The following is a 22,114-nucleotide window of genomic DNA, read 5'->3' as shown; positions in this document are numbered from 1 at the left end:
TCAGCATATCCAGCCGAAGGAGAGCAACGAATGAACCATCTACTATCGATAAAGGACTTAAGTCAGGAGCAGCTCAAAGATTTGTTGGCTCTTGCTAAAAAGATTAAAGGAAATCCAGCTGAGTACCGTAATGCGCTGGATGGGAAGAGTGTGGTTATGCTATTTGAGAAGCCCTCTTTAAGAACCCGTGTTAGTTTTGATATCGGTATTAATAAGTTAGGAGGTCATTGTCTCTATTTGGATCAGCAAAATGGTGCGCTGGGTAAACGCGAGCCCGTTTCTGATTTTGCTGCCAATATTTCCTGTTGGGCCGATGCTATTGTGGCGAGAACCTTTCTTCACTCGACTATTGAGGGCTTGGCTGAGCATGGAAGTGTGCCGGTGATAAATGCTTTATCAGATCTGTATCACCCCTGTCAGGGATTAGCCGACTTTTTAACCCTGTCTGAGAAATTTGATGATGTCAGCAAGGTAAAACTGGCATACGTCGGTGATGGAAATAATGTGACGCATTCACTCATGTATGGGGCGGCTATTTTGGGTGCGACAATGACAGTTATCTGCCCTCCTGGGCAGTTCCCCGACGGGCAGGTGGTTGTGGAAGCTCAATCTTTAGCGGCTCAGCATGGCGGTCAGTTAATACTCACTTCTGACATTGAAGAGATCGCTCAGCAAGATGCTATCTATACTGATACTTGGATCTCTATGGGAGACGATTCTAATCTGAGTGATATCGAGGCTAAATTTAAACCCTATCAAGTTAATGCTGCAATGATGAAGAAAGCGGGCGCTAACTTCTTTATGCATTGTCTGCCTGCATATCGTGGTGTTGAAGTTACTGCCGATGTAGTCGATGGCGAAGGTTCACTTATTTTGCAACAGGCTGAAAACCGCATGCATGCACAAAATGCAGTACTTGTGACCCTATTGGGTCAATAAAACAATTTACATATCGTCGATTTTTCGACGAAACCGTAGCAAGAATTAGGAAGATAAGATGTCTAACGAAACGAAAAAAACAGGTGTTAAAAAGGTTGTTCTGGCTTATTCAGGCGGTCTTGATACCTCGGCGATTATTCCTTGGTTGAAAGAGACCTATGATAATTGTGAAATCATCGCTTTCTGTGCCGATGTGGGCCAAGGTGATGCGGAGCTGGAGGGATTGCATGAGAAAGCCATCTCTTCCGGTGCATCTGAGTGCTACATCGTCGATCTGAAAGAAGAGCTGGTGGCAGATTATATCTACCCGACTATCGCTACCGGTGCGATCTATGAAGGGACCTATTTATTAGGTACATCGATGGCCAGACCTATTATCGCTAAGGCGCAGGTTGAAGTTGCACGTAAAGTCGGGGCCGATGCCGTCTGCCATGGCTGTACCGGCAAAGGAAACGATCAGGTACGTTTCGAAGGTTGTTTTGCTGCTCTTGCACCAGACCTCAAGGTGATTGCTCCTTGGCGTGAGTGGGAGATGGTTAGCCGTGAAGATCTGCTGGATTACCTTGCCGAGCGTAATATCGAAACGACTTCCTCTGTGACGAAGATCTATAGCCGTGATGCGAATGCCTGGCATATCTCCCATGAAGGTGGCGAGTTAGAAGATCCATGGAATGAGCCGACTAAAGGCGTGTGGACTATGACCGTCGCGCCTGAGGACGCTCCCAATGAGCCTGAGTACGTATCATTAGAGCTTGAGCAAGGCAAGATCACTAAAGTTAATGGTGCATCACTTTCTCCTTACGGGGCTCTTACGGTGTTAAATGAGATCGCCGGTGCTCATGGGGTTGGCAGAATCGATATTACCGAGAATAGACTCGTGGGAATGAAGTCTCGTGGCTGTTACGAAACTCCGGGTGGCACAGTTATGTTTGCCGCACTAAGAGCCATAGAAGAGTTAGTGTTAGATAAGAGTAGTCGTGAATGGCGTGAGCAGATTGGTGCTCAGATGGCTCACCTTGTTTATGATGGCCGTTGGTTTACGCCATTATGTGAGTCCCTACTGGCTGCATCAATACCTCTGGCTAATTTGGTCAGTGGTGAAGTCGTTATTAAACTCTATAAGGGGCAAGCTCACGCAGTAAAGAAGCGTTCAGAAAACAGCCTCTACTCAGAAGAGTTCGCGACGTTTGGTGAGGACGATGTCTATAACCAGAAAGATGCCGAAGGTTTCATTCGCCTTTACTCTTTAGCCAGCCGTATCAGGGCGTTAAAGGCTAAGTAAGCGACATTTCAGGTACTACAAAAAATCTTCACTGTTTCGAAGAATGGGTTAAGTCAATAAATAGGGTGGGACCCAGAGCCCACTCTCGGTTAATAAAGAAAGAGGAAGTCAGCATGGCATTATGGGGTGGAAGATTTAGCCAGGAGAGTAGCGCGCTATTTAAATTATTCAATGACTCATTGCCTGTCGATTACCGCTTGGTCGAGCAAGATATTGTCGGCTCGATAGCTTGGGCCGGTGCTATCACCCAGGTGGGGATTTTGTCTGAAGCTGAGTGTCAGCAACTACAACAGGCATTAAAAGAGCTATTGGGTGAAGTGGAAGAGAAGCCTGAGCTTATTCTGGCGTCGGGTGCCGAAGACATTCACAGTTTTGTCGAACTATCTTTGATTGCTAAAGTCGGGGATCTTGGAAAAAAACTTCATACTGGGCGTTCACGCAATGATCAAGTAGCAACCGATCTTAAGCTTTGGTGTAAGAAAGAGGGTCAGCAGCAACTGTTGTTGCTTAAAGCGTTAAGGCAAGCGCTATTAGAGCTGGCAGAAAGAGAACTTGACGCTGTTATGCCAGGTTACACACATCTTCAGCGTGCACAACCAGTGGCTTTCGGGCATTGGTGCTTAGCCTATGTTGAGATGTTTGAGCGTGATATTAGTCGTTTAGAAGATGCGCTCAAACGTGCCGATACTTGTCCTCTGGGAACGGGGGCACTTGCAGGTACTGCATATCCTATGGATAGGTATAAGCTGGCGGAATCCTTGGGTTTCGCGTCGCCGACACTCAATAGTTTAGATACTGTGTCGGACAGGGACCATGTAGTTGAGATCTGCAGTGATGCTTCAATTAGCATGATGCACCTAAGCCGTATGGCGGAAGATCTTATCTTCTTTAACAGCGGTGAAGCCGGTTTCATCGACCTCGATGATGAAGTTACATCCGGATCTTCACTAATGCCACAGAAGAAGAATCCTGATGCACTCGAGTTAATCCGTGGTAAAACGGGCCGGGTTTATGGCAGCCTTATCGGTATATTAACGACCATGAAGGCACTGCCGTTAGCCTACAACAAAGATATGCAGGAAGACAAAGAGGGCTTATTTGATGTGATGGATAGCTGGGCTATCTGTCTCGAAATGGCTGCTTTAGTGCTAAGTGGTTTAAAGGTTAATCGTGAAAACACCTTAAGTGCTGCGCAGCAGGGCTATGCAAATTCTACCGAACTTGCAGACTACCTTGTAGCTAAAGGTATGCCATTTAGAGAGGCACATCATGTCGTCGGTGAAGTCGTGGTTAAAGCGATAGCGCAGAAGAAACCCTTAGAGGATTTTGAGCTGAAAGACCTGCAATCATTTTCAGAAATTATCACAAGTGATGTGTATGATTGTCTGACAATTGAATCATGTCTTGAGAAACGAGAAGCGCTAGGCGGAACAGCTTTACCCCAGGTCAGAGCCGCATTGGCAACAAAATTAGCCGCTTCTGAGTAGAAGTTAAATAAATATAAAATTAAATTAAGGGTGACTGTCAAAAATAAGTCGTTAATTTATTTTGGATTTTTAAAAAAAGCGCGATGGAGATTTTACTCTATCGCGCTTTTATATTTATAAGCTTAGTTGAAAGGGTCTCTTACTGGAACAGCTCCTCAGTGGAGTCTTCGATGAAGATGTCGTTTACCTCTTCAGCTTCTGTTGCGAATTCTTTTGGTTCTGTGCCTGATACAAAATACTCAAATCTACTGGTGTAATCGGTTTTGCGGCTTAACTTTCCGGTTGCCAGATCTATTCTTACAGAGATGATACCTTCTGGCGGAGTCGTCGGAGCTTCAGGCGTACCGGATAGGGCATTTTTCATGAACTCATTCCATCCCGGTCCTGCAGTCTTTGCCCCTGCCTCTGCTGCAGAAATTTGATCTTTTGCGGCATTAGCATTCCAACTGGTTCTGCCCAACTCCTTACTGTGATCGTCAAAGCCTACCCACACCGTTGTGGCGAGTTTGGGGTTAAATCCACTAAACCAGGTATCCCGGGATTCGTTGGTTGTTCCTGTCTTTCCGGCAATATCATGTCTTTTTACGACTCTTGCCGCTCGCCAGGCCGTACCATTCCAGCCAGTCCCTTTGCTCCAGTTGCCGCCGCCCCAGATAACACTCTTTAATGCATCGGTTATCAGGAATGCGGTTTGTTCAGAGATGATTTGGGGCGCATATCGACTGTCTTTATCACCACAACTTGGCTCTGTTACTTGAGTTGTTGGCTGCTGTAGCTCATCAGCCATAGAGGCAAAAGGATCCTCAGTGGCTGCTTCTAACTGGTCTGGTTCGGGCTTGCAGGCAAGGGTTGGATTCGATTGTTCGATGATCTGCCCGTAAGAATCTTCAATTCGTTCAACAAAATAGGGTTCAACTCTATATCCGCCATTGGCAAAGGTAGAAAATGCGGTAACGACTTGAAGTGGGGTTACCGAGTTTGAGCCTAATGCGATGGACTCATTTCTTGGGATATCTTCGGCATTGAAACCAAATTTGACTAAAGTATTGATAGCCATATCGAGACCGGCATAACGCATAGTCCTGACAGACATGACGTTGACCGATTGCGCAAGTCCGACACGTAACCTGGTTGGCCCTGTATACCGATCTGGTGAGTTCTTAGGGCGCCATGCAGTACCTTGTCTGGTATCGGCATTATTAATCGGTGCATTGTTGATTAAGGTCGACAGGGTATAGCCTTTCTCCATCGCCGCTGTATAGATAAAGGGTTTAATATTTGAACCTAGTTGACGCTTAGCCTGAGTTACACGGTTGTATTGGCTGGTATGGAAACTAAAGCCACCGACCAGAGTACGTATGGCGCCGTCATGGGGGTCGAGGGAGACAATTGCACTGGCTACTTCAGGAATTTGAGCTAACTGCCAAAATTCCCCATTATTGCGAATCCATACCTGTTCACCGACAGCGACAACTTCAGAGGCCATTTTAGGGGCTTTTCCCTGACGTTTATTAGAGATGAACTTACGGGCCCACTTTAGCCCTTGCCAGTCAATCTCTAACGTTTCACCTTTGGCGGTGAGCACTCGAACACTTTGCTCGCTCATACTTATGATAGCAGTGGGTAATAGGCCTTGAAATGCTTTGGTCTGTTTTAGACGGTCGATAATATCTTGATTGTTCAGTGGACTATCGGTCCAAAGAACGGCTTTCGGGCCGCGGTAGCCATGTCGCTCATCATAGGCGTAGACATTGTTTCTCAGTGCCTGCTGAGCCTCTAGCTGAAGCGTGGAATCAATGCTGGTATAGATGTTATAGCCACCAGTGTAAGCCTCCTCTTCACCATATTTTTCAACTAAATAGTCTCTCGCCATCTCTGAAATATAGGGAGCATAGAGATTAATTTCAGCCCCGTGATATTTCGCCGTGATGGGAGATTGGGTTGCCTCCATATACTGAGCCTGAGTAATGTTTTGCTTCTCTAACATACGGCTCAATACCCAATTACGACGATTCATCGCTCTTGCAGGATTACGAATAGGATTGGCTGCTGAAGGTGCCTGAGGTAGACCGGCGATCATTGCCATCTCTGGTAGGGTTAGCTGATTTAATTCTTTGCCATAATAGACCTGTGCAGCGGCGCCGACACCATAGGCGCGATTACCTAAGAAAGAGCGATTTAGATACAGCTCTAAAATTTTCTCTTTAGATAAGGCCTTCTCAATTTTTATGGCTAGAAAAATTTCTTTAATTTTACGTATGTAGGTCTTTTCACGGGAAAGGAAGAAGCCTCGTGCTACCTGCTGGGTGATGGTGCTAGCCCCCTGGCTCTTTTTTCCTGTGGTTAAAAGAATGAATGCCGCACGAGTGATACCGATAGGATCGATACCATGATGTTCGAAAAACCTGGCATCTTCCGTATCTAAAACAGCATCGATAAGAAGTGGGGGAACATTTTGAAAATCAACCGGAATTCGTCTCTTTTCACCAAATTGAGAGATCAGCTTGCCGTCACTACTGTATATGCGTAATGGGGTTTGAAGTTTTACCGTTTTTAACGTGTTTACGTCCGGGAGTTCGGGCAACACATAAAAATAGGCCGCAGCAATGGCGCCAACGCCCAAAAGAGCTAGGCTGAATAGAGCAATAATAATACGTTTTAACCACTTCACCGGAATATTCCAAAAATTTTTTGCAAGACCAATAGTATATAAGGCGCTTGCGCATTGGTGAAGTAAAAAAGGTTGTCAAAAAAATGGCAATTGTAAAACTCAGAAACATTCTGTACAAATATCTATAACGAGTTGATTTTGTGCTAATCTAATTCTTGAAACAATAACAAAAAAGTGACGATGGACTATGCTTTCAAAATTATGGAAGCGTCAGGCTCCGCAGATGGTTGGGATCGATATCGGTTCCCACGAGATTAAGGCAATACTGCTGAGTCAGACGGCTGATGGTTATAAAATTGTAAGTCATGCTGCAGTACCCGTTAAAAAGGGTGCCGTTAATGATCACGAGATCCGAGATGTTGATGCGGTCGTTGAGTCATTGAAGCAGGTTAAACGCATACTCCCCAAGAGCGCTAAATTTGCTTCAGTTGCGGTTTCTGGCTCTGCCGTTATGACAAAGGTCATCTATATGGATGCGTCTCTCAGTGAAGAGGAGATGGAGAGCCAGATTGAAATAGAGGCTGATAACCTTATTCCATATTCGCTCGATGAAGTCAGCATTGATTTTGAAACCTTGAATGTGAATAGTACCGACCCGACTAAGGTCGATGTTCTACTCAGCGCATGTCGGACAGAGAATATCGACGCCCGAGTCGATGCCCTTGATGATATAAATCTTGAAAGTAAGGTCGTCGACATCGAAGGTTATGCATTGGGAAGAGCCTATGAGATAGTTGCTGCTCAATTACCTGAGGGAGTCGAGAGTAAGGTCGTTGCCTTAGTCGATATAGGTGCAAACATCACTACATTTGCAGTTGTCGAGGATGGTGAAACAAGCTTTGTGCGTGAGCAGGCTTTTGGTGGAGAACAATTTACTCAATCAATTTTATCTTTTTACGGGATGTCGCACGAACAAGCCGAAAAAGCCAAATTGGAAGGTGATTTGCCACGAAATTATATGTTTGAGGTTTTATCTCCCTTTCAAACCCAGCTATTACAGCAGATCAAGAGAACATTACAGATATATTGTACTTCCAGCGGTAAGGATAAGGTCGACCACATTATTTTGTGTGGTGGCACATCTAAGCTTGAAGGGATGGCGAATTTATTAACGAATGAGTTAGGTGTTCACACTATCATAGCGGACCCATTTCAGGGATGCCTACATGCAGATGATGAAGTGAAAAGCCGATTGCAACCGGATATAGGCAAATATATGGTTGCCTGTGGTCTAGCGCTGAGGAGTTACTCTCAATGGCGAACATAAACCTTTTACCCTGGCGCGAAGAAGCGAGAGAAAAGCAAAAGAGAGATTACATTGGCATATTAGCGTTAGTTTTTCTTGGTTCTTCACTGATTGTTTTTCTTTCGTTAAGTGTTCTTGACATGATGACGGATAATCAAAAGTCGAGAAATGCCTACCTGCAGAATGAAATTCAGCTTCTGGAAAAACAGATCGCCGAAATAAAGCAGATACGAACACGGAAAAAAGATATTGAGCGCCGTACTGAAATTATTTTAAATTTACAGCAATCCAGAAACTTACCTACTCATGTGTTAGATGAGCTCGTACGTATCGTTCCACCTGGGATTTACCTTTCCAGTATTGAAAAGAAAGGGAGTTTATTGTGGATAGAGGGACGCAGTGAATCCAATAATAATGTGGCAAACATGATGAGAAAGGTGAAAACGTCTAAATGGCTACTGGATCCCAATATGCAGTCTATTGTTGCTCACAGCGAAGAATTGAGACAGTTACAACGATTTAGTTTGAAAGTGACGATCAGTGAAGTTGATAGTATGGATAATTCAGACCAGGGAGCGAGTAAATGAACCTTGAACTGAGTCAGTTTAACGACATCGATTTTGAAAATATTGGAGGTTGGCCTCCATTCGTTAAAATTGTTTTTGCTGCTATATTGTCAATATGTATCTTTATTGCCAGCTATTTTTTGTTTGTTTCTGATGCGATAGATACGTTAAGTTTCGAGCAAGAGACAGAAGTAAAATTAAGAGATGATTTTAAGTCTAAATACCGACTCGCGGCTAACCTTAAACTCTACCGTGAACAGTTAGCCGCAATGGAATCTCAGTTTGCAGAATTACTTAAGATGCTGCCATCTAAGAATGAAATGCCGGGTTTACTCGATGATTTAACCTTTGTAGCGACAGACTCCGGGTTAAAGATTGAGAGTTTGGATTGGCGAGAAGTGATCCAAAGAGATTTCTATTTCGAATTTCCAATTAGCATGACTGTAAGTGGTGAATACCATGAACTCGGTGAGTTGGTCAGCGGTGTGGCTAAGTTGCCGCGGATTGTGAGTCTACATGACTTCGTTATTAAGAAATCAGATTCCGGTGGCTTAGGAATGGAAATATTGGCAAAAACATATCGTTTTAAAGAGGGGGCTGATTTACCTGCCGATATGAAAAAAGCGAAGGGGAAATAATAATGAAACTTCTTCCTTTATTAGTATTTAGCCTTTTTTTGGTGGGCTGTGTTGGCGATCGAAGTGATTTAGAGCTATTTGTTACTACGACAAAGGCGCAGCATGTGGCACATATTCCGCCATTGAAAGAACCGCCTAAATTTGAACATTTTGAGTATCAAGCCGATTTAATGCGCAGCCCCTTCGTTCCTCCTTCACGAGAATTAACGGAAGAGGTCATAGATACCACAAAGGACTGTTTACAACCCGACCTTAAGAGACGTAAAGGGCGCTTAGAAACTTATGCTCTGGATAACTTAAAGATGCGTGGGACATTGAGTGAAGTTGGGAACATCTGGGCCCTGGTAGAAACAAATGATGCTAGTGTTTATCGTTTAGGTATTGGAGAATACTTGGGTCTATATCACGGAAGAATTGCTAAAGTTACACCACAAACAGTCGAAATAATTGAATTAATTCCAGATGGTTCTGGTTGCTGGACGGAAAGACTCAGCAACTTAGAATTAACTGGGAAATAACAAGCGAAGGATGAGGGAATAATGGAATCTTCTGCCGCGAATAAAAACTTTTTTAATGTGTCAGCGCTTTTTAGGCTTGTTGTTAGTTTAGCGCTAATTTCTGCAGGAACATCGTATGCGATGGCTGCGAATCGTCTAGTGGATGTAAAGTACCACTCTATCGTTGATCATCAGTTAGAGCTTCAATTGATTTTTGAAAATGAAATCATGGAGCCGGAAATTGAGTTAAATGCATCCCCTGCTGAAATTATCCTTGGCTTTAATGAAAGTGTATCTGGCTTAGAAAAAGAGTCTCTTCCAATAAATACAGTTGGAGTCGAGACTATTGAGGTTAAACAAGATAATAGTGTTATGAAGGTGGTCGTCGCACTGGATAAGGTCAAAGCTTACCAAGGTAAACTTGCCGGTAATGTTTATAGTCTTACGATTAACGATGAGGTGGCGAATAGCGCTACAAAGGAAACGAATCCATTTATCAATGGCGTTGATAATATTGATTTTAGAAGAACCTCCGACGGAGGAGGAGAGCTACTGGTTAAGCTGAATAATAGCTCTGTCGCGGCGAATGTGGAGCAGGTGGGGGCTAAGCTTGAATTGAAGCTATATAACACTGAAATAGCTTCAGAGCTGCTCTATGTCATGGATGTTCAGGACTTTGCCACGCCGGTGAGAAGCTTTGAAACCTTTAAGGATGAGTTGACCACACGTGTACTTATAGATATCGCCGGAAATTATGAGTACAACTATAAACAGGAGGGCAGCCTGTTTAGGTTGAGTGTGACTAAGGTTGAACGAGTTAATGTCGTCAAAAAAGAGAAAAAGTACGACGGACGCTCATTATCCCTGAACTTTCAAAGTATCTCTGTTAGAACCGTTCTTCAGATTATTGCCGATTATAACGATTTCAACTTAGTGACCAGTGATACGGTCGAAGGCGATATCACTCTACGTTTAGATGATGTTCCCTGGGATCAGGCTCTGGATCTTATCTTACAGACGAAGGGGCTGGATAAGCGCATCGAGGGGAATATCCTGATGATCGCTCCTAGTGAAGAGTTAGCCATTCGCGAGAGTCAGCAATTAAAGAATATGCAGGAAGTTAAAGAGCTTGCACCGCTATATTCTGAATACCTGCAGATAAATTATGCTAAGGCGACTGACATCGCCGAACTGTTAAAAAGTGAAGGCTCCAGTCTGTTATCGAGCCGTGGTAGCGTTGCGGTCGATGAACGTACCAATACACTTTTGGTGAAAGATACTGAAGATATATTAGAGAATGTTCATCGATTAATTGAGGTTCTGGATATTCCAATTCGTCAGGTGCTCATCGAGTCTCGCATGGTGACAGTAAAGGATGATGTCTCCGAGGAACTTGGTATTAGATGGGGAGTGACAGATCAGCAGGGTGATAAAGGCACTTCCGGAAGTCTTGAGGGAGCGGAGAGTATTTCAAATGGCATCGTACCAGCCCTTGTTGATCGCTTGAACGTGAATTTGCCGGCATCTACCGGTGCTGCGAGAGTTGCTTTTCATGTGGCTAAGCTGGCCGATGGAACGGTACTCGATATGGAATTGAGTGCGTTGGAGAAGGAAGATAAGGGAGAGATTATCGCCAGTCCACGTATCATGACCTCTAATCAAAAAGCTGCCTATATCGAACAGGGTGTAGAGATCCCCTATTTAGAGGCGAGCTCTAGTGGTGCCGCAACGATTAGCTTTAAAAAGGCGGTGTTGTCATTGCGTGTCACACCACAAATTACACCAGATAATAGGGTGATCCTCGATCTTGAAATTACTCAGGATTCTCAAGGTAAAGTCGTTGCAACACCTTTGGGGTCGGCAGTTTCTATCGATACTCAACGAATAGGAACTCAGGTTTTGGTCGATCATGGTGAAACTATTGTGCTTGGTGGTATCTATCAACAGCAATTGATTAACCGAGTGAGTAAAGTACCTGTGCTGGGAGATATTCCCTTTGTTGGCTTCCTGTTCAGGAGTACAACGGATGAGAATAATAGACAGGAGTTATTAATTTTCGTGACTCCTAAAATTATTTCTGAAGACCTCTAAATAGATAATGTTTCATGAGAAAGCCAGTGCTTACAGCGCTGGCTTTCTTCTGTTCAAAAGACTAATTTTACAGAATGTGAGCATCATTACTTGCCTTTAATGGTGTTTAGCTGAGATAATCACTGGTCAAGTCTCAATAGAGCAAGGTAACATTTAAGGTCGGTTCTATTTTTTCGAATCGGCGTCGGCAAACTTCATATAAGATTCAGACGTAAAAGCAATGGCTGAGAAACGAAATATTTTCCTCGTAGGCCCTATGGGGGCTGGTAAAAGCACTATAGGGCGTCATCTAGCGCAGATGCTGCACCTAGATTTCCACGATTCAGATCAAGAAATTGAAAGCCGCACTGGTGCGGATATAGCGTGGGTTTTTGATGTCGAAGGCGAAGAAGGTTTCCGCGTTCGTGAAACACAAGTAGTCGCTGATTTAACTGAAAAACAAGGTATTGTTTTAGCGACAGGCGGTGGTTCTATTCAGAGTAAAGAGATTCGTAATAACCTCTCTGCTCGTGGAATTGTCGTATATCTAGAAACTACAATCGATAAGCAAGTTGCTCGTACTCAACGAGATAAGCGACGCCCATTATTGCAGGTAGACGATCCAAGAGAAGTTTTGGAAAATCTGGCTGCGACTCGTAATCCTTTGTACGAAGAGATTGCAGATGTCATCGTAAAGACTGATGAGCAAAGCGCCAAAGTGGTTGCGAATCAAATTATTGAACAGTTAGGTTTCTAGGTAGGAAAATGAAGCAAATTCAGGTTGATTTAGGTGTGCGAAGCTATCCAATAATTTTTAGCCAGAATTTGATGAGTTGTGGCGAGCATTTTGCTCGCTACCTCCAAGATAAAAATATCCTTATTGTCACTAATGAAACCATCGCGCCTCTTTATCTCGAGAAGCTGCAGACAGTATTATCTTCATTCAATTGTGTTGCCCCCGTCATTCTACCCGATGGAGAGCAGTACAAAACCCTTGAACAGATGGATAGTATCTTCACCTCTTTATTGCAACAAAATCTAGGCAGAGATACCGTTCTTATTGCCTTAGGTGGCGGTGTCGTCGGTGATATGACAGGCTTTGCAGCTGCCAGTTACCAGAGAGGAATCGACTTTATCCAGGTGCCAACCACATTACTGGCTCAAGTTGACTCGTCTGTTGGTGGCAAAACCGCTGTAAATCATCCCCTCGGTAAAAACATGATAGGCGCGTTTTATCAGCCTAAGATGGTGATGATCGATATCGATTGTTTAAATACACTCCCCCCAAGAGAGTTTTCTGCTGGGATGGCCGAGGTCATCAAATATGGAATAATCTGGGATGCTGAGTTTTTTAAATGGTTGGAAGATAATATCGAGCAGTTGAAATCATTGGATGCTCAAGCGTTAACCTACGCGATTGGACGTTGCTGCGAAATTAAAGCCGAAGTTGTTGCTCGAGATGAAACAGAGCAAGGGGTGCGTGCACTCCTGAATCTGGGACATACTTTCGGACACGCAATCGAAGCCGAAATGGGTTATGGTGTTTGGTTGCACGGTGAGGCAGTTGCTGCTGGCACAGTACTTGCTGCTAATACCGCATCTGGGATGGATTTAATTGATGAGTCAATTGTTTGTCGGATAATCAAATTATTCGAAGCATTCGACCTACCAGTTTCTCCTCCTAATTCAATGAATTTTGAAGATTTCATTAGGCATATGCGGCGAGATAAGAAGGTACTTAAAGGTCAACTCAGATTAGTTCTTCCTGAAGCGATAGGCCAGGCAGGGATCTACTGTGAGGTGAGCGATGAACTACTGGAAACTGTTATTCGCTGCGCATAGTTTTGTGTGGTGCATGAGTGACACTTAAAGACTCAATTTTATTACCAAGTCAAGAAACCTTACTGCAACGACTACAGCATGTCAGTCTCTATGGACAACAGTTGCTGGTGGTTACTGGAGCCTATGGTTCCGGTAAAACGACTCTCGTTACTTCCCTTCTAAATGAGCTGGATGAATTTAGCTCGGCCCTGGTCACATGTCCAAAGCATAGTGACTGTAGTGAAATACGTAGAAAAATATTAGTTCAGCTACTGTCAGAACCTGTTTTTGATGATGAACTCCCTCTGCCTGAAACCTTATTGAGGCTATCAGGGGCTTTGCCTCAGGCTTCTTGTATTGTTCTCGATGATGCTCACTACCTTCCTATGGAGATCATTGCTGAATGTATTGTACTCAGTCAGTTATCTATTCCCGGTAAGTCTCTCTCGGTGGCATTAACGACTACGGCTGATTTTTTTGAAGACTTAGTCACTCAATTACCCGAGCAACAGCAGGAAATTCTGTTATCTATCAATATCGACCCCCTCACATTCCAAGAAAGAGAGGCGCTCTATTACACTTTATTGAGCCGCAGTGAGCAGGTTCCCTTTACTCCCAGAGAGATCGTCAAAGAGCAATTAGCAAAGCAGTCAGGCAACCCACAAGAGGTTGTCAATCTTCTGGAGCTAGCTCTACATGGCGAGCCTGATATACCCGTTTCACGGCAGTGGAATAAATTGGCGTTAGTGGGGGGGATGATTTTACTCAGCCTTGTATTAGGGTATGTACTCCTGTCGACCGAAGATAAAGGTGGTGACCTGCAGACTCTCGAAAAGACGGTATTAGAGCCAGAACTTAAGCCTTCATTTTTATATCAATATGGTGAGCGGTTATTGGCCGGATATTTTGTTGTTCATCAAACTTTGCCTGTGACATCTTTCGAAGAGATCGAATCCCTCTCTGAGACTCAGGTTCAAGTGCAAGAGGATGCAACTCCGGAGCCTACGGTGAGTGATGATTCTGAGGCGTTAACAGAAAAAAAGATAGAACCGGCTTTAAGTGATAGCACGAATGAAGCTTCGGTAATTGAGGAGTTTAAGGGGTTGGCGGATATTGAATCGACTCAACTTATTTCGGCTGAAATTGGGGAGATAAGAGCTGACAATGGAGAGGCAAGCTCATTACCGGACAGACTCAACAATGAATATATAGTAACGGGATATACTTTGCAGCTGGCGAGTGTTCGTCAAATCAAATCACTCTATAACATCTTAGAAAGGCTACAGGGGGAGACAGATATTAAGGTGGCTCGATATAAGCAGAGGTGGGTTGTGTTGTTCGGTCATTTCGATACTTCGGTTCTGGCACACCAAAAAGCTGAAGATATAGTGGAAAAATATCAGTTGAATGCTCCCTGGGTTCGTCCATGGAAAAATTTAGTTGATTATGAACTGCAAGATAGTCTTCCTGCTCGTGATATTCCTCAATAAACAGAGTACAATCGGTGACTTCATTTTTCTTAGCATTCAATCAATTTAGATGAGTAAAAAACAGAGAGCCTTTCTTAAGTGGGCTGGCGGGAAATTCAAACTGATTGAAGCACTCTCAGAGCATCTTCCTGAGGGGAAGCGCCTGGTCGAGCCTTTCGTTGGCGCGGGTTCTGTATTTCTAAATACAAATTACTCAAGTTACCTTCTGTGTGATATCAATCAGGATCTGATCAATCTATATAAGATTGTTCAGACTGAGCCTGAGCGATATATTGCGGCGGCTAAAGCGATGTTTGTACCTGAGATGAATGAAAAGGAAGCGTATTATAGAGTTAGAGCCGAATTTAACTTAAGTAGCGACCCATTTCTTCGTTCTGTCTATTTCTTATATATGAATCGCCATGGTTTCAATGGTTTGTGTCGATATAATCGTAAAGGCGGATTCAATGTGCCTTTTGGAACTTATAAGAAACCTTACTTCCCGGAAAAAGAGATCAGATTTTTTTCAGAGAAAGCTCAATGCGCTGAGTTTCGCTGTATAGGGTATGAAGAGGCATTTGATTTAACGACTGACGGTGATGTTGTTTATTGCGATCCGCCATACGCACCTCTTTCAACTACAGCCAGCTTTACGACTTATGTCGGTGCCGGTTTTAGCTTAGATGATCAAGCCCTGCTTGCTCGTAAGTCTCGCCATACTGCGATTGAGCGCGGCTTCCCTGTTTTAATCAGTAACCACGATATACCTCTGACGAGGGAGCTTTATCATGGCGCTCGATTCGATACGATTCAGGTGCAGAGAAATATCAGCCAAAAAGGCAGTGGACGCAAGAAAGTCGATGAATTAATGGCTTTGTACGATGACCGTTATCATAGTGAAAACGATTAAAGGCAAGTAAAGATATTTGATGAAAGGGAGCTAAGCTAGTTGGATTGTTTCGCTTAGCCCAACACTTTTCTAACGATAAACAGTAAGGTGAATACTAAGGCTATCGCGAGCACTATGCCCATAATGATAAATGGGAGGGGAGAGCTTGCTTGGAAGTCTCGCTTTCTGTTTTTCTCACTCTGGACACCGAAGAAAGCAGCCAGAGTACTGATCAACAAGTCCCAACTCTTTCGCAGCATAACCCTTAATTCTAAAAGCGATTTTGCTGGCTGTTTGCCGGGGTAACATCGTCTAGTGGACCGTCGCTATGCCCGTGAAGCAGCTCGAGAAGATCGACGAAATGAAGCTGATTTGAACGACTCTTGCCCGCAAACCAATTTGTCCAATTGAGATCTTCCGATTGGCGTGCACATCGATTGCTGGGGTGACTCGCAGGAAGGGAAGAGTTGTAGCTGGATTCAGAAGTCGTACTGCATGCACAGGCTGATAGAGCATCGGCAGAGGTCATGCTTTGAAAGCTCAGCCCCGTCACGGCGATAGCTGTTGCTGAAGTGGCAATAAAAGCGGCCGACTTCATGTTTGCTGTGAGTTTTATCCTTTTGTTCATCATCTCTTCCTTTATCAAATCTCCCTCGCAGGTCGGGTTATTATAGCAAAGCCGATTATATTTTGAACATTATTTTTTCGGTGCTGCAAAATATTGTACAAATGTATGAGGTTTTTGTGATTGATCATATCTAAATCTTTCATAAGCCCTAGAGGCTTAAGCTCGCAAAAGGTAGAATAGCGTATTTCTTAAACACTGTAGTGAGTTTGCTATGCGCCCATTTCTTATTGCTCCTTCTATCTTATCTGCCGACTTTGCCCGCTTAGGTGAGGATGTCGATGCTGTCCTCAATGCTGGTGCCGATGTGGTTCACTTTGATGTTATGGATAATCATTATGTTCCTAACCTGACTATTGGCCCTATGGTATGTCAGGCATTGCGTGATTATGGCATCACAGCTGATATCGATGTTCACCTGATGGTAAAGCCCGTTGACCGTATGATTCCTGATTTTGCTAAAGCCGGGGCTACATTCATCACATTCCACCCGGAAGCGTCTGAGCACCTGGACAGAAGCTTACAGCTAATAAAAGAGTCAGGTTGTAAAGCCGGTTTAGTATTTAATCCGGGTACTCCACTGCATTACTTGGACCATGTCATGGATAAGCTGGATGTCATCTTGTTGATGTCGGTTAACCCGGGGTTCGGTGGCCAATCCTTTATTCCATCGACACTGGATAAGCTGAGACAAGTTAGAAAGTTAATCGATGACAGTGGTTATGACATTCGCCTCGAGGTAGATGGCGGTGTTAAAGTCGATAATATTGGCGAGATTGCCGCAGCGGGTGCCGACATGTTTGTGGCCGGTTCTGCGATCTTTAATAAGCCTGACTACAAAGCTGTTATCGATGAGATGCGTGTCGAGTTAGCTAAAAGCGAGTCATAATTCATGAGTCGCTGGGGAAAACTTAAAGCTATCGCTTTCGATCTCGATGGCACGCTGATCGATAGTGTGCCGGATCTTGCTGCTGCCACCCAAGCTACATTATCTGAGTTTGAGTTGCCGAGCTGTACTGAAGCTCAGGTGAGAAGTTGGGTGGGAAATGGCGCCGAGATGTTGATGCGTAGGGCACTCTCTTTTGTGCTTGATCGTGAAGTGGAGCAATCTCTGCTCGATGACGTGATGCCTCGTTTTATGCACCATTATCAAGAGCATCTTCAGCGATATAGCAAGTTATACCCGAATGTTTTAGCCGTATTAGAAGAGCTAAGTTCATCCGGGTATCCGCTTGCCATTGTCACCAATAAACCACATCGATTTACCATACCTCTACTGGAGGCATTTAACATCGATCACCTATTTTCTAAAGTGCTTGGTGGTGATTCCCTCGACAGAATGAAACCCGATCCTTTGCCGTTAACCCACCTTCTAAGCCATTGGCAGCTTGAGAGTGACCAGCTTTTGATGGTGGGTGATTCAAAAAATGATATTTTGGCGGCTAAAGCTGCGGGTATTACTTCGATAGGCTTGACCTATGGGTATAACTACGGTGAAGATATCAGTCTTAGCAGTCCCGATGCGGTCTGTGAACAATTTAGTGAAATTTTGACACTAGTAAATAATAGCGTAAAAGTATTGGAGCAAGAAAACGTATGACTAACCCCGCCAAACCCATAGTACTTAGCGGTGCACAACCGTCAGGTGAGCTGACCATAGGTAACTATATGGGCGCATTGAGACAGTGGGTTGCCATGCAAGATAGCCATGACTGCCTGTACTGTGTCGTGGATCTTCATGCCATTACGGTAAGACAAGATCCTAAACTTCTAAGAGAAGCTTGTCTGGATACGTTAGCGCTTTATCTTGCTTGTGGTGTCGACCCTAAGAAAAGCACGGTATTCATCCAGTCTCAGGTTCCACAGCATACACAGCTAGGTTGGGCGTTAAACTGCTATACCCAGATGGGTGAGCTAAACCGCATGACTCAGTTTAAAGATAAGTCTCAAAAGCATGCGAGCAACATCAACGTCGGTTTGTTTGCTTATCCGGTCTTGATGGCTGCCGATATCCTCTTGTATCAAGCCAATGAGATCCCTGTCGGACAAGACCAGAAGCAACACCTTGAATTGACTCGTGATATCGCGACTCGTTTCAACAATGCTTATGGCGATACCTTCACTATTCCAGAGCCATTTATTCCTGAGCACGGTGCTAAGGTGATGTCGCTGCAAGATCCTCTTAAGAAGATGTCGAAGTCGGATGATAACCGTAATAACGTTATCGGATTACTCGAAGATCCTAAGAAGATCATGAAGAAGATTAAGAAAGCTGTGACGGATAGTGATGAGCCGCCAGTGGTTCGTTTTGACACAGAAAATAAGCCTGGGGTATCTAATTTACTCAGCTTGATGTCGGGAGTATCGGGTAAGAGTCTCGCCGGTCTTGAGGCTGAATTCGAAGGCAAGATGTATGGTCATCTTAAAGTTGCAGCCGGTGAAGCGGTTGTCGATATGATTGAACCTCTTCAGGCCAGATACCGTGAGTTCAGAGAAGATCAAACCTTCCTGCATCAAGTGATGCAAGAGGGGGCTGAGAAGGCTCAGGCTCGTGCAGAAGTCACGCTGAAAAAGGTATATGAGAAAATTGGCTTATTAGTATAAGCCTGTTTCCACTTATCTCTGGACGGGACACTGTCTCATCCTGAAAAAGCCGACCACGTGTCGGCTTTTTTGTGTCTGACTCGTGCTCATCATTTTTGAGCGCTAATCCATTCGATGAAGGCTGCGATGGCCGGCTCTTTCAGCCTTCGCTGTTTACAGCTGAAGTTGAACTTGAAGCCTGTGAATATGTCCGGTAGGTCCAGTGCAATTAAACGCCCCTTCTCTATGTCATTGACAACCATGAAGTCGGAGGCTAATGCGATGCCCTGACCAGCGATTGCGGCTTCGATGGCGAGTAGTACATGACTGAAGATATGTTGCTGAAAATCGTCGGGGAAAGGTAGCGCATTGGCTATACTCCAACGGTTCCAGTCCAGTCCCAGAGGCCCTTCATCTACTGTGAGTAATGGGTATCGCCATAAAGACTCGATGAGCACAGTTTCTCCTCTGGCGAATAGATCCGGGCTGCAAACGGGTATCAGCCGTTCCTTATGAAGTAACTGATGCCAAAACCCCGGATGATTACTCTGTCCGCTGATAAACATATCGGCGACGCTATCAGATAGTTCAGGATCGTCGGTGATCATATCCAGACGAATTTTTATGTCAGGGTATCGACGTCTGAAATCACTGAGCCTGGGAATTAACCATTTCACCGCAAATGAGCTATAAACAGCGAGTCTGAGCTCCTGACTCTCACCACCCGATATCTGCAGGTTCAGATCACTTAACTCATTAAAAATACGAGATAGCTCGCTGTAGAGTAACTCCCCTTTAGGGCTCAGTTTAAGTTGTCTTCCCGCTCTTTTAAAGAGTTGCTCGCCAAAGTGTTCTTCGAGTATCCGAACCTGATGAGAGACGGCACTTTGCGTGATACACAGTTCATCGGCGGCGCGGGAAAAGTGTTCCTGTCTGGCCGCCGCTTCAAATACCTGCAGTGCGCGTAATGGGGGAATTTTTCGCATAATAAGTGGCTCTCAATAATCAGACTTAGTATGAATCTAATTCATCTATGATTAAAAAACATCATTTTAGCTAACGTTTTGCGGTCTATATCATAGGCCCCATCTGTCGTTACTTGTGTGAGCATAAAATGAAACGCGCTGTCATTATTGGGATCGGAATTTTAATCTTTGGAAATATATTTAGTGCGCTTTATGACGTCTCGGTTAAGTGGTTATCGGACGATGTAAATGCCGCGACATTTCTACTCGTGCGTCAACTCTCTGCTGTGTTGATGATACTACCTTTCTGGCTACGGGAGAGGGCACCGAGAAGTAATCATATTAAGCTTCACCTCTTTAGAGCCCATGTGGGAACGTCGGGTGCATTGCTGTTAATCATGGGACTCATGTCACTGCCTCTTGCCACGGTCAGCTCACTGTTTTACTCGGCTCCATTGATGATCATGTTGATGGGATGCCTGTTTTTAAAAGAGAAGATGAGTGGAGCACAATCGGTAGCGGGCCTATTAGGCTTTGTAGGCATCTTAATCATACTGCGACCCAGTGAGATGAATATGTCCGGTATTGCCGTACTGGCGGGGGCGCTTACATTTGCCATCAATCAGTTGGCACTGAAAAAGCTACCCGATACAGAGTCCCCAATAGTGACTCTTATGTTGTATAACCTGTTTAGCGTGCCTATCGTCGTGGTATTTACTATCATCCAAGGGCTATCCGGGCTGAGCTGGGAAGTATTAGGTCTTGCTATGGTGAGTAATGCCTTCCTATTGGCTTATCAGTGGTTGAGTGTACTTGCATACCGTAAAGCCAAGGCTAGCGAAGTTGCCATTGCAGAATATACTGGGCTCATATTTTGCGTTTTCTTCGGTTGGTTATGGTTCGATGAATGGTTAGACGGATTAAGCTGGATCGGTGCTGGTTTTATCGTGCTGCCATCACTCTTGTTGCCCTGGATTTTTGCGGGGGTGAGTCAGCGACAGGTCACATCTCGTATCGCACAGATGCACAATAATTAATTGTATGAATGGCCGGTAGCATTCTGACTCAAATAGGAGTCAGGATCCGGGAGATTCGAATACCTTGATAACTTTTCTTACGCCGGCAGTATTTCGGGCGACATCGACAGCAAGGTCAACTTGATCTCTGGCTACGACTCCAAGCAGGAACACTTCACCGTTCTCTGTGATGACTTTAATACGGGTGACATCTAAGTCATCGGTATTGAGCATGCGGGTCTTAACCTTGGTCGTTATCCAGGTGTCATTGCTTCTGGTGGTGAAGGAGGTCGGATTGCCTATCCGGATCTGGTTATGGATCTTTCCGCCTAGTTTCAGTTTTTGAACTGCATGAATAGCCTTGTCTCTCAGCATTGAATTGGGAGACTGGCCTATCAGCAGCACATTACCATTCATGACCACGCCGGTTATATTGGCTTGGTTTTTTACATCTTCCAAGGCGGCGAGTTCGCTGGCAATCTGGAAGTCTGCGTTGGTATCATCAAGCTGAGTCGAAAAACTGCGCTCATCATTTACCATCATAGCGCCACCCACCGCCCCAACCATTACGGCACCGGCACAGCCCTGAAGAAGTAGCGCTATCGCTGCAAGTGAGAGCAGTCTGATCATTGTGTTTTTTCCTGACGCGGTGGAATATGAGATGTCATCTTGCCATAAAAAATAAGATGACATTTAGAGGCATTAGATGACAGCTTGCTTACTGTTGCTCATCCTGAGGGAATAGAGTGCGGTCGATATTGTCACACAGGCAATGGATGGCAAGCAGGTGAACTTCCTGAATGCGAGCCGTGCTGTTAGAAGGCACACGAATTTCAACATCGTTGATGCTGAGTAAGCCTGCCATTGGGCCACCATCTTTACCGGTCAGAGCCACGATAGTCATGTCACGGCTCAATGCAGCTTCAATCGCTTTGATCACATTGCCGGAGTGTCCACTGGTTGAAATAGCCAGTAGAATATCACCAGGCTGTCCCAATGCTAAGATCTGCTTAGAGAAGATCTCGTCATAGCTATAGTCATTCGCGATGGCTGTGATCGTAGAGGTATCCGTTGTCAGTGCGATGGCTGGAAGGGGAGGACGCTCAACTTCAAAGCGGTTTAACAGCTCTGCCGAAAAGTGTTGTGCATCGCCGGCGCTACCGCCATTACCACATGCCAGAATTTTATTTCCACCTAATAGACAGTGGACCATCATCTCTGCCGCTTTGGCAATAGACTCAGGTAGTGCCTCTGAGGCATCGATCTTGGTTTGAATTGAGTGTGTAAAACTATCTTTAATACGTTCTAACATGGGTAAATCCTTAATTTTAAATCTCTTGTTATCATGCC

General features: G+C 44.6%; 22 protein-coding genes. 16 read left to right on the top strand and 6 right to left on the bottom strand.

The genetic code is table 11. The features are described from left to right. Positions 1-30 precede the first annotated feature (30 nt). The 3 genes from SSED_RS22275 (at position 31) to argH (ending at position 3,708) form a co-directional block, all read left to right on the top strand. A complete protein-coding gene (locus SSED_RS22275) occupies positions 31-939 on the top strand; it encodes an ornithine carbamoyltransferase (RefSeq protein WP_012144607.1) in 909 nt (302 codons plus the stop codon). Between the two features lie 58 nt (positions 940-997). After that, a complete protein-coding gene (locus SSED_RS22270; protein WP_012144606.1) occupies positions 998-2,221 on the top strand; it encodes an argininosuccinate synthase in 1,224 nt (407 codons plus the stop codon). Positions 2,222-2,334: 113 nt separating this feature from the next. Further along, positions 2,335-3,708: an argininosuccinate lyase gene (argH, locus tag SSED_RS22265; protein ID WP_012144605.1), complete on the top strand. Its 1,374-nt coding sequence runs from the start codon at positions 2,335-2,337 to the stop codon at positions 3,706-3,708. 139 nt (positions 3,709-3,847) lie between these two features. On the opposite strand, the gene SSED_RS22260 is transcribed toward argH, so the two are convergent. Next, the gene (locus SSED_RS22260) at positions 3,848-6,379 is read right to left on the bottom strand and encodes a penicillin-binding protein 1A (RefSeq protein WP_012144604.1); all 2,532 of its coding nucleotides are present in this window, start codon (positions 6,377-6,379) and stop codon (positions 3,848-3,850) included. A 187-nt stretch (positions 6,380-6,566) separates the two neighbouring features. On the opposite strand from SSED_RS22260, the gene SSED_RS22255 reads away from it, so the two are divergent. The 9 genes from SSED_RS22255 (at position 6,567) to SSED_RS22215 (ending at position 15,596) form a co-directional block, all read left to right on the top strand. Continuing rightward, positions 6,567-7,646, top strand: coding sequence for a pilus assembly protein PilM (locus SSED_RS22255; RefSeq protein ID WP_012144603.1), 1,080 nt, complete (start codon positions 6,567-6,569; stop codon positions 7,644-7,646). Next, positions 7,634-8,212: a PilN domain-containing protein gene (locus SSED_RS22250; protein ID WP_012144602.1), complete on the top strand. Its 579-nt coding sequence runs from the start codon at positions 7,634-7,636 to the stop codon at positions 8,210-8,212. Before SSED_RS22255 ends, SSED_RS22250 begins: the two co-directional genes overlap by 13 nt. Then, positions 8,209-8,829: a type IV pilus inner membrane component PilO gene (locus SSED_RS22245; protein WP_012144601.1), complete on the top strand. Its 621-nt coding sequence runs from the start codon at positions 8,209-8,211 to the stop codon at positions 8,827-8,829. The genes SSED_RS22250 and SSED_RS22245 overlap by 4 nt, the downstream gene beginning before the upstream one ends. A gap of 2 nt (positions 8,830-8,831) precedes the next feature. After that, the gene (locus SSED_RS22240; RefSeq protein ID WP_012144600.1) at positions 8,832-9,347 is read left to right on the top strand and encodes a pilus assembly protein PilP; all 516 of its coding nucleotides are present in this window, start codon (positions 8,832-8,834) and stop codon (positions 9,345-9,347) included. Positions 9,348-9,368: 21 nt separating this feature from the next. Further along, positions 9,369-11,417 (top strand): type IV pilus secretin PilQ, encoded by a 2,049-nt coding sequence (locus SSED_RS22235; protein WP_012144599.1) that lies wholly within the window; start codon positions 9,369-9,371, stop codon positions 11,415-11,417. A 220-nt stretch (positions 11,418-11,637) separates the two neighbouring features. Continuing rightward, a complete protein-coding gene (aroK, locus tag SSED_RS22230; protein ID WP_012144598.1) occupies positions 11,638-12,153 on the top strand; it encodes a shikimate kinase AroK in 516 nt (171 codons plus the stop codon). Between the two features lie 8 nt (positions 12,154-12,161). Then, the gene (gene aroB / locus SSED_RS22225) at positions 12,162-13,238 is read left to right on the top strand and encodes a 3-dehydroquinate synthase (RefSeq protein ID WP_012144597.1); all 1,077 of its coding nucleotides are present in this window, start codon (positions 12,162-12,164) and stop codon (positions 13,236-13,238) included. Between the two features lie 17 nt (positions 13,239-13,255). Next, entirely contained in the window at positions 13,256-14,707 is a 1,452-nt protein-coding gene (locus SSED_RS22220) for an AAA family ATPase (RefSeq protein ID WP_012144596.1), read from the top strand. Between the two features lie 49 nt (positions 14,708-14,756). Further along, positions 14,757-15,596 carry a Dam family site-specific DNA-(adenine-N6)-methyltransferase gene (locus SSED_RS22215; RefSeq protein WP_012144595.1) on the top strand — a complete coding sequence of 280 codons (840 nt, stop codon included), beginning with the start codon at positions 14,757-14,759 and terminating at the stop codon, positions 15,594-15,596. A gap of 53 nt (positions 15,597-15,649) precedes the next feature. Here the strand turns inward: SSED_RS22215 and SSED_RS22210 are convergent, their stop codons facing one another. After that, positions 15,650-15,835 carry a DUF2970 domain-containing protein gene (locus tag SSED_RS22210; protein ID WP_041421866.1) on the bottom strand — a complete coding sequence of 62 codons (186 nt, stop codon included), beginning with the start codon at positions 15,833-15,835 and terminating at the stop codon, positions 15,650-15,652. Positions 15,836-15,846: 11 nt separating this feature from the next. After that, entirely contained in the window at positions 15,847-16,206 is a 360-nt protein-coding gene (locus SSED_RS22205; protein ID WP_012144593.1) for a hypothetical protein, read from the bottom strand. Positions 16,207-16,414: 208 nt separating this feature from the next. Here SSED_RS22205 and rpe point away from each other — a divergent pair, with 208 nt between their 5' ends. Genes rpe through trpS form a run of 3 tightly spaced genes read left to right on the top strand, consistent with a single transcriptional unit; the run spans position 16,415 to position 18,804 of the window. Then, positions 16,415-17,089 carry a ribulose-phosphate 3-epimerase gene (gene rpe, locus SSED_RS22200; protein WP_012144592.1) on the top strand — a complete coding sequence of 225 codons (675 nt, stop codon included), beginning with the start codon at positions 16,415-16,417 and terminating at the stop codon, positions 17,087-17,089. A 3-nt stretch (positions 17,090-17,092) separates the two neighbouring features. Next, positions 17,093-17,800, top strand: a complete 708-nt coding sequence (locus SSED_RS22195; RefSeq protein WP_012144591.1) for a phosphoglycolate phosphatase — start codon at positions 17,093-17,095, stop codon at positions 17,798-17,800. Continuing rightward, positions 17,797-18,804, top strand: a complete 1,008-nt coding sequence (trpS, locus tag SSED_RS22190; protein ID WP_012144590.1) for a tryptophan--tRNA ligase — start codon at positions 17,797-17,799, stop codon at positions 18,802-18,804. Before SSED_RS22195 ends, trpS begins: the two co-directional genes overlap by 4 nt. Before the next feature lie 89 nt (positions 18,805-18,893). Here trpS and SSED_RS22185 read toward each other — a convergent pair whose 3' ends face one another. Further along, complete coding sequence (locus SSED_RS22185) at positions 18,894-19,769, bottom strand: LysR substrate-binding domain-containing protein (protein ID WP_012144589.1); 876 nt, start codon at positions 19,767-19,769, stop codon at positions 18,894-18,896. A gap of 128 nt (positions 19,770-19,897) precedes the next feature. On the opposite strand from SSED_RS22185, the gene SSED_RS22180 reads away from it, so the two are divergent. Continuing rightward, positions 19,898-20,785, top strand: a complete 888-nt coding sequence (locus SSED_RS22180; protein WP_012144588.1) for a DMT family transporter — start codon at positions 19,898-19,900, stop codon at positions 20,783-20,785. 39 nt (positions 20,786-20,824) lie between these two features. Here SSED_RS22180 and SSED_RS22175 read toward each other — a convergent pair whose 3' ends face one another. Both SSED_RS22175 and SSED_RS22170 read right to left on the bottom strand, forming a co-directional pair. After that, positions 20,825-21,394, bottom strand: coding sequence for a BON domain-containing protein (locus SSED_RS22175; protein ID WP_012144587.1), 570 nt, complete (start codon positions 21,392-21,394; stop codon positions 20,825-20,827). Positions 21,395-21,482: 88 nt separating this feature from the next. After that, the gene (locus SSED_RS22170; protein ID WP_012144586.1) at positions 21,483-22,076 is read right to left on the bottom strand and encodes a phosphoheptose isomerase; all 594 of its coding nucleotides are present in this window, start codon (positions 22,074-22,076) and stop codon (positions 21,483-21,485) included. Between the last annotated feature and the right edge of the window lie 38 nt (positions 22,077-22,114).

Source organism: Shewanella sediminis HAW-EB3 (genome assembly GCF_000018025.1).
Classification (GTDB): Bacteria; Pseudomonadota; Gammaproteobacteria; order Enterobacterales; family Shewanellaceae; genus Shewanella; species Shewanella sediminis.
The sequence above is the reverse complement of the archived record's forward strand: the minus strand, read 5'-3'. Positions and strand labels throughout refer to the sequence as shown.

Bases quoted from the DNA above. Each gene is read 5' to 3' on its own strand.
- SSED_RS22275 (WP_012144607.1), top strand. From the start codon at position 31: ATGAACCATCTACTATCGATAAAGGACTTAAGTCAGGAGCAGCTCAAA.
- SSED_RS22270 (WP_012144606.1), top strand. From the start codon at position 998: ATGTCTAACGAAACGAAAAAAACAGGTGTTAAAAAGGTTGTTCTGGCT.
- argH (WP_012144605.1), top strand. From the start codon at position 2,335: ATGGCATTATGGGGTGGAAGATTTAGCCAGGAGAGTAGCGCGCTATTT.
- SSED_RS22255 (WP_012144603.1), top strand. From the start codon at position 6,567: ATGCTTTCAAAATTATGGAAGCGTCAGGCTCCGCAGATGGTTGGGATC.
- SSED_RS22250 (WP_012144602.1), top strand. From the start codon at position 7,634: ATGGCGAACATAAACCTTTTACCCTGGCGCGAAGAAGCGAGAGAAAAG.
- SSED_RS22245 (WP_012144601.1), top strand. From the start codon at position 8,209: ATGAACCTTGAACTGAGTCAGTTTAACGACATCGATTTTGAAAATATT.
- SSED_RS22240 (WP_012144600.1), top strand. From the start codon at position 8,832: ATGAAACTTCTTCCTTTATTAGTATTTAGCCTTTTTTTGGTGGGCTGT.
- SSED_RS22235 (WP_012144599.1), top strand. From the start codon at position 9,369: ATGGAATCTTCTGCCGCGAATAAAAACTTTTTTAATGTGTCAGCGCTT.
- aroK (WP_012144598.1), top strand. From the start codon at position 11,638: ATGGCTGAGAAACGAAATATTTTCCTCGTAGGCCCTATGGGGGCTGGT.
- aroB (WP_012144597.1), top strand. From the start codon at position 12,162: ATGAAGCAAATTCAGGTTGATTTAGGTGTGCGAAGCTATCCAATAATT.
- SSED_RS22215 (WP_012144595.1), top strand. From the start codon at position 14,757: ATGAGTAAAAAACAGAGAGCCTTTCTTAAGTGGGCTGGCGGGAAATTC.
- SSED_RS22210 (WP_041421866.1), bottom strand. From the start codon at position 15,835: ATGCTGCGAAAGAGTTGGGACTTGTTGATCAGTACTCTGGCTGCTTTC.
- SSED_RS22205 (WP_012144593.1), bottom strand. From the start codon at position 16,206: ATGATGAACAAAAGGATAAAACTCACAGCAAACATGAAGTCGGCCGCT.
- rpe (WP_012144592.1), top strand. From the start codon at position 16,415: ATGCGCCCATTTCTTATTGCTCCTTCTATCTTATCTGCCGACTTTGCC.
- SSED_RS22195 (WP_012144591.1), top strand. From the start codon at position 17,093: ATGAGTCGCTGGGGAAAACTTAAAGCTATCGCTTTCGATCTCGATGGC.
- trpS (WP_012144590.1), top strand. From the start codon at position 17,797: ATGACTAACCCCGCCAAACCCATAGTACTTAGCGGTGCACAACCGTCA.
- SSED_RS22185 (WP_012144589.1), bottom strand. From the start codon at position 19,769: ATGCGAAAAATTCCCCCATTACGCGCACTGCAGGTATTTGAAGCGGCG.
- SSED_RS22180 (WP_012144588.1), top strand. From the start codon at position 19,898: ATGAAACGCGCTGTCATTATTGGGATCGGAATTTTAATCTTTGGAAAT.
- SSED_RS22175 (WP_012144587.1), bottom strand. From the start codon at position 21,394: ATGATCAGACTGCTCTCACTTGCAGCGATAGCGCTACTTCTTCAGGGC.
- SSED_RS22170 (WP_012144586.1), bottom strand. From the start codon at position 22,076: ATGTTAGAACGTATTAAAGATAGTTTTACACACTCAATTCAAACCAAG.